Source organism: Rickettsiales bacterium, from assembly GCA_029252805.1.
GTDB lineage: Bacteria > Pseudomonadota > Alphaproteobacteria > Rickettsiales > JALZUV01 > JALZUV01.
Window position 1 is genome coordinate 1 of sequence record JAQXAR010000008.1, and the last position, 6,962, is coordinate 6,962.

General features: G+C 47.8%; 8 protein-coding genes. 4 read left to right on the plus strand and 4 right to left on the minus strand.

All coding sequences use genetic code 11. The features are described from left to right. Window positions 1-284: 284 nt before the first annotated feature. From P8P30_01550 to trmB, 4 genes are all read left to right on the plus strand, one after another. Window positions 285-677, plus strand: coding sequence for a helix-turn-helix transcriptional regulator (locus P8P30_01550; GenBank protein MDG1286231.1), 393 nt, complete (start codon window positions 285-287; stop codon window positions 675-677). Between the two features lie 60 nt (window positions 678-737). After that, entirely contained in the window at window positions 738-1,658 is a 921-nt protein-coding gene (locus P8P30_01555) for a hypothetical protein (protein ID MDG1286232.1), read from the plus strand. Window positions 1,659-1,895: 237 nt separating this feature from the next. Beyond that, complete coding sequence (gene metK / locus P8P30_01560; protein ID MDG1286233.1) at window positions 1,896-3,098, plus strand: methionine adenosyltransferase; 1,203 nt, start codon at window positions 1,896-1,898, stop codon at window positions 3,096-3,098. After that, entirely contained in the window at window positions 3,076-3,750 is a 675-nt protein-coding gene (gene trmB, locus P8P30_01565) for a tRNA (guanosine(46)-N7)-methyltransferase TrmB (protein MDG1286234.1), read from the plus strand. The genes metK and trmB overlap by 23 nt, the downstream gene beginning before the upstream one ends. A gap of 106 nt (window positions 3,751-3,856) precedes the next feature. Here trmB and lnt read toward each other — a convergent pair whose 3' ends face one another. From lnt to P8P30_01585, 4 genes are all read right to left on the minus strand, one after another. Further along, entirely contained in the window at window positions 3,857-5,278 is a 1,422-nt protein-coding gene (lnt, locus tag P8P30_01570; GenBank protein MDG1286235.1) for an apolipoprotein N-acyltransferase, read from the minus strand. Next, on the minus strand, window positions 5,278-6,222 hold the full coding sequence (locus P8P30_01575) for a hemolysin family protein (GenBank protein MDG1286236.1): 945 nt from the start codon (window positions 6,220-6,222) through the stop codon (window positions 5,278-5,280). The genes lnt and P8P30_01575 overlap by 1 nt, the downstream gene beginning before the upstream one ends. An 89-nt stretch (window positions 6,223-6,311) precedes the next feature. Beyond that, entirely contained in the window at window positions 6,312-6,737 is a 426-nt protein-coding gene (ybeY, locus tag P8P30_01580) for an rRNA maturation RNase YbeY (protein MDG1286237.1), read from the minus strand. Between the two features lie 76 nt (window positions 6,738-6,813). Further along, a partial coding sequence (locus P8P30_01585) for an IS1595 family transposase (protein MDG1286238.1) occupies window positions 6,814-6,962 on the minus strand: 149 nt, incomplete at its 5' end.

Sequence of the window (6,962 nt, forward strand, 5' to 3'; positions counted from 1 at the left end):
CATGCGTTCGAATCGCATCGAGTCCACCATATTCTCACTTTTTTTTAAAAACAATATTCACGCCAGCCGTGTATTCTTCTTACAAAGATTAATTAATTTGTTAACTCTTATTCAAAATATTAACTAATTGTTAATCTTTCCTTGACATGTTCTTAATATTTCGTTAATAATCATTAACGATATCAACTATTAGGTGCGTCACCCCAATTCTGCTCTTCAGACGTATGGGGTGGTAAACTAAAATAGTTGGACTATATAAACACTGTAAGAGGACGGTTTTAACAATGGCACACCCAGTAGATGAATATGTAGGCAAGAGACTCCGCGATCGGCGTACCCGCCTCGGCATGAGTCAGGAAGCACTTGCGAAAAACTCAGGCATTACTTTTCAGCAAGTTCAAAAGTACGAACGCGCAACCAATCGTATTGCGGTAAGTCGTATTTACGAATTTGCTAGCGTCCTCAGAGTTCCCGTGAGCTTTTTCTTCGATGGAATGATCGGCGATAACGAATATGCACTCGCTGAACCTCGCGAAGGCTTCAAACATGAGGAAAGACCTCTCGATACAGATTTAAAAGAAATCATTGAAGCGTACCGCAAGATCGAAGATCCTGAAATGCGTAAGTCAGTAAAGACTCTTGTCAAAGGCATCGCATCTGGCGACGCTATCTTATAGAGTCTGCCTAAACCCGTCACTCCGTCATCAAGCTTTCACATAAAACTGCTATGATGACTTATGGTAGCAGCTAAACTTTTACACAAACTGGATTGGCGAGCATATATTTCGCTCGTTGACGATCTTGCGCCTAACAATCTTTATAATCAGGAATCTCGTGACCGTGCCATTAAAGAGCTAGACGAGCTATGGAACACTGCACCTGAATTCCAAGAACTTGTTAAAATTGCACATGCGAAAGTCAAAAGCACTAGTGGGAAGATTGAAATAGGACAAAGTGTCCATGAAGGTGCAGACCCTCTAACTGGCAAGATATTGATTGATGCGGGAGATAAGAGGAAACAGAGCTACAAAACACATGATGGCAATCACTATCCTTTTTCCGTAAAGCGTACGATCGTTCATGAGATGGTGCATATGACCGATGATGTTATTGCACTGCGCGAACGGCTACACAAAAAAGAAGGCCTTTTTCGCAATGAAGCAATAAAGCTGATTCTCAACAAAGATAAACCAGCTCAAGACATGCGTAACGAGCTATACCAAATCGCTAGCAATCATAGAAAGGCCTATCAAGCCACCTTAGATAAAGTAACAGAACCTTATGCGATGTATATAACCAACCACATTATGTTACGGCACTTTAACGAACCAATACGCAAAGAATACTTACTTGTAGAGACTGAACCAGAGCATCTGGAATATCGCGCGAAAATTCAAGCCGCGACGGCAATGCAAGAGACACCAACAGATCAATTCAAGGCGCTTCCCATTGCGGATGCAAATGACCACGGCGAAAGAGCTTCTTTTGTTTCGCGCCTATACGACAAAGCTCGTGCGAATCCTGAAGGCGCCGCGGAGTCCATACAGAACAGTCATCCACCAGAAAATGCTGATTATGGCGACACATCTCATGTGAGACGCATCAAAGACAGCGCCGTTTCAGACGGCGTACGCAATTCTGGTGTTATTACTTACTAGCCCTCCCCATGCATAAGCTACAAAACCACCACTTACTTTGATATTTCTAGAGGTTTCTTAGCAATTTCTTAAAGTTTTCTTGCTTTGATGGGCGAGTCAGTTAGGCTGACCTCACTTTTCATCACGTGGCGATTTGAGCAGCTTGACACCACCTAAAACCTAGGTTCTAAGCGCAATACCAAAGAAGCTCCTTTTTGAAAAGTTTGTTACGTAAACAAACAACCAAAGGCGCACATCATGTCTCCGCATCAATTGCAACGCAAGCACTACACCTTCACCAGCGAATCTGTATCTGAAGGCCACCCTGATAAAGTGTGCGACCAAATCTCGGATACCATCCTTGATTATTTCCTCGCCCAAAACCCAGAAGCGCGCGTCGCTGCTGAAACACTCGCTACCACAAACCGCATTGTGATCGCCGGTGAAATCCGCGATGGCGACCTCGCCTATGCTGAAATGGAAGAACGCATCCGCAACCTGATACGCAACATCGGTTACGAGCAAGAAGGCTTCGACTGGCGTAAAATCAATATTGAAATTCTCCTGCACGAGCAATCTAGCGACATCGCCCAAGGCGTCGACTCTGCGGCGGATAAAGATGAAGGCGCGGGTGACCAAGGCATTATGTTCGGTTTTGCTTGTAACGAAACTGATACCTACATGCCTGCACCAATCCATTACTCACACCGCGTTCTCAAAGCGATGGCCGATGCACGCAAGGCCGATAGCAACTCCATCCTGCGCCCGGATTCTAAATCACAAATCAGCATGCGCTATGAAAATGGCAAACCCGTTGGCGCGAGTTCAATTGTCGTCTCCACCCAACATAATCCCGGCGTGAGCCAAGAGGAAGTACGCGAGACCATTCGCAAGCACGTGCTCGAAGTCCTCCCGAAAAACTGGATGTGCCCGGAAGATGAATTCTATACAAACCCAACAGGCCAATTCATCATTGGCGGGCCTGATGGTGATGCCGGTCTTACCGGCCGTAAGATTATCGTCGATACTTATGGCGGCGCAGCACCTCACGGTGGCGGTGCATTCTCAGGCAAAGATCCGACAAAGGTGGATCGTTCTGCGGCTTATGCTGCGCGCTACCTTGCAAAGAACGTTGTCGCTGCTGGCATTGCCGAACGTTGCACGATTCAACTCTCTTACGCGATTGGTGTCTCGCACCCGATCTCGCTTTATGTCAGTACTGAAGGCACAGGCGAAGTTGATGATCGTGAGTTGGAGAAATTCCTACCGCAGCTTATGGACCTCACTCCACGTGGTATTCGTGAGCACCTTAACCTGAACCGCCCGATCTATACGCCGACTGCGGCTTATGGTCACTTTGGTCGCCAGGCAAAAGATACAGGTGAATTTAGCTGGGAGAAGCTGGACTTGGTCGATCAAATCCAGCAACATTTCGGGAATGTCAGCAAACAAACCGCATAATCCGACACTCGATAGAGACTTCTTACGTTCATTCGGGCGCCGCAAAGGCCGTGCCCTACCTGAATATAAGCAAGAATTGCTCGATGAGTTAATGCCTAAACTTTTTCCTGTGTTGGATGAAGATAGAGAGACGTGGCTGGAGATTGGTTTTGGCGGCGGCGAGCATCTATTAGAACTCGCCAAGAACTACCCTGAACGCCATATTATCGGTGCAGAACCTTACCTCAATGGCATTGCAAAGCTACTGACTGAGCTGGCTGAAACCTCCATTACCAACCTTAGCGTCATCCCTGATGATGTGCGCCCTTGGCTGAAAACCCTGCCCGAGGCCAGTTTAGATGGCGTGTATCTACTTTTCCCTGATCCATGGCCCAAAACGAGCCACCATAAACGCCGTATCCTCAACACCGCCCTACTCGACCTGATAGCTAAAGTGCTCAAACCTCACGGCGTACTACGCATCGCGACCGACCATGTCGATTACTCGGCTTGGATGATGGAGCATTTACTGCCTCACCCATCCTTCAAGTGGAAAGTGGAAAGCCACAAGGATTGGCACGAGCCCTTCAGCGATTGGAAACAGACCCGCTATCAGCAAAAAACCACCCAGCAAGGTCGCTTACCTATTTTCTTGGAATTCGCTCTCACCTAATACCGTCACCCTGTAGATTGACCAGAGGGCTGTTTTACCTTTTATCATCTGAGCGCAGCGGAGAATCTAAGATCCTTCGTCTCTACGCTCCTCAGGATGACACCCCTCACAAAGCTGGTTTCGGCAGCATCATCGTAATCGTACCGCGCTCGCCCAGAGGCAAGCTGGCTAACTCACGTCCGTAAGCATCGAACACTGCACTAATACCGGTATTCGCCGCACGTACCATCGGGATACCTTGCTCTACTGCGCGAAAGCGAGCCATTTGCAAATGTTGATACGGGCCAGCGCTCTGGCCAAACCATGCGTCATTCGTCACATTGAGAAGCCATCGCGCGCCCTCAGATTTAAACTCTGGAAAAATCGTTTCATAGCAGATCAGCGGCTGGAAGGCAGGAACGCCTTTGACATGTAAACTCTTAGCTCCCTCGCCGTGTACAAAATCCTGAATCCCATGCGTGATTTTCTCTACCGGAAGAATACCGCGCAACGGCACGAACTCACCAAACGGCACTAAGCGAACTTTATCATAGGTCGTTTCAACACTTCCATCCGGACGCACCGCATGCACAGAATTGAAGAAGCTCTTAATGCCTTGGCGTCCTTTATTCCATTCAGCGCGCATGGCTCCGGTTAGCAGCACTCCGTGCTTTGGCAAACTATCAGCGATAAATTTCACCGGCGGCGTTGCCGCTTCTAGAAAATAGGGAAAAGCAGTTTCCGGCCAGATGACGATCGCATTATCTGCCACTTCATCCTTCTTTGTTAGCTCAACATAAGTCTGCACCGCAGCATATTGTTTATCAGGATTCCACTTATGCTGCTGCGCGATATTACCTTGAACAATATGTAGCTGATGATCAGTATATTCAGTCGGATGGCTATTTAAGCGCCATGTGCCGTAACTAAAGGGTATCGATACCATCAATAGCGAGACACTCAGTGCCACCGTGCGTTGGCGCGAATTATCGGTTAAGAACCACACCACCGGCAAGGTCGATAACAGCACGGTCCACGCGGCGTAATGATAACTTCCAATGAGATAGGCCCATTGCATCATCGGCTCAGAGACCGCCCACGCATAGGAAACCAGACTCCAAGGAAACCCGCTAAATAAATGCCCGCGCAGCCATTCCGCTCCTAGCCACACTAAAGCGAATAAAAAAATTGTGAGTATACCACGCAAAGAAAATCGCTTTCGCAACCAGTGTGTTAGCAAGGTAGCAAGTCCATAATAGATCGCCAAAATAGACGGCAGACCGAGCACTGCGAACGGGATCATCCAAGCGAATTTATCCGGCTCAACCAGCAGTGCATGCGCGAACCAGTACAGTCCGCTGGTGAAATAGCCCAGCCCGAACCACCAGCCGGTAAAGAAAGCCTGACGCTTCGTTTGCGCATACCATAACAAGTAAAAAAAACCGCTGAAAGCTGGTATTAACAGAAAGAATAGATGAACCGGCGGCAAAGCCGCTGTCGCGAGCACTCCGCATAAAGTCGCGAGGCTATAACGTTTTAAAGCTTTCATTAAGCTGCAATTGGGGGACGCGTAAGACGCACCACCTTGATACGACGCTCATCCGCGTCAATCACTTCCATTTCGATACCGCTCGCATGGCTAGTTTTCTCACCCTTGGTTGGCACGCGGCCTAACTGTGCGAAGATTAACCCGCCCAGTGTATCGTAATCATCCTCTTCGTCATCGGGCTGAAGGTCTAACTTGAGAGCCCCCTCTAGCTCATCAATACGAGCTTTCGCATCGACAATCACGGTTGATTCTGCATTCCATGTGAGTTCTGCATGGACTTCTGGTTCGTCATGTTCATCTTGAATGTCGCCGACAATCTCTTCAAACAAATCTTCCAATGTCGCCAGCCCTGTTGTGCCGCCATATTCATCAACCACGATGGCTAAATGCACCCCTGAAACTCGCATTTTCAGCAGCAAATCAGACACTTTCATCGCTTCTGGCACAAACACCACATCGCGTAGAATTTGATTCAGGTGAAAGCCTTCTGTGCCATTACCCAATAACGGCAGCAAGTCTTTCACATGCAAAAAGCCTTTAATACTATCGAGCGAATCTTCGTATACCGGCAATCGCGTATGGCCCGATTCAACCACTAAATCACGCAAATCATTCAGGTTTGTAGAGAGCTCAACCGCTACCATATCCGATTGCGGAATCATAATATCGTCAATGTCCGTATCACCCATTTCCATCACATTGGATAGAATCTGGCGCTCTTCTTCTGCCATGGCGGTGATCTCTTCCGCATGATCATCCAGCACTTCCTGCAAGGCATCTTTCAGCGTGGCTTCCTTGGCGAGGCCCAATTTACGCAATAGCCAAGTCAATAGGCCTGCCTGCGCTTTTTCGCTATCTTGTGTGTGAGGTTCTTGGGTGTTACCACCCATAAGTTGCGACGCTTTAATCGTCGAGCCGTCTTCTGGCACTGTATTACTCTCCATTTTCTATATTCACTTAAGGTAGTCGAGCAAGGCAAGACCACCCGTTTTCTGAGGTGCGCCTGCGCGACACTTAAGCGCAATAAGTAATATTACTTTGTTTCGTAAGGGTTGGCAATATTTAGCTTCGCAAGCAACTCTATTTCCTTACTTTCCATTTCTTCTGCCTCTTTATCATCCTCATGGTCATAGCCCATCAAATGCAAGCCTCCATGGATGGCTAAGTGGCTGAAATGGTCACTCAGGCTCTTACCTTGCTCCTGCGCCTCCCGCTGAATCGTCTCCAGCGCGATAATCACATCGCCCAAATACCCGTCTTCATCGTCACTCGGAAAAGCCAGCACATTGGTTGGTGCCTCTTTACCCCGAAACTGATGGTTCAAATCCTGAATAAACGCATCATCCGCCAGCACCAGCGATAACTCGCCTTCAGCAAAGCTCAACGCCGCCTCAGTCAGCTCTTGCACATTCGGCAGCGCACTTTCCCAAGCACCAGCCTCAACTATAAGGTTCATCATCACAGCGTGATAGAGAGAATTCACCCACAAAGCAATTGTCATCCGCCACTTGATCAATATTTTTGGGGGCTGACACCTAATAATATTCTTTGAGCAACTTTTTCATGTCTGCCAGTAAGTCACTTGGTGTGCCCATATTAAACCTCCACTCACATTCTTTCAAGAACAGATTAAAATGCTCTTTTGGTACGCCATTGAACTTGCGAAGATGGCGTTTTGCCTGAT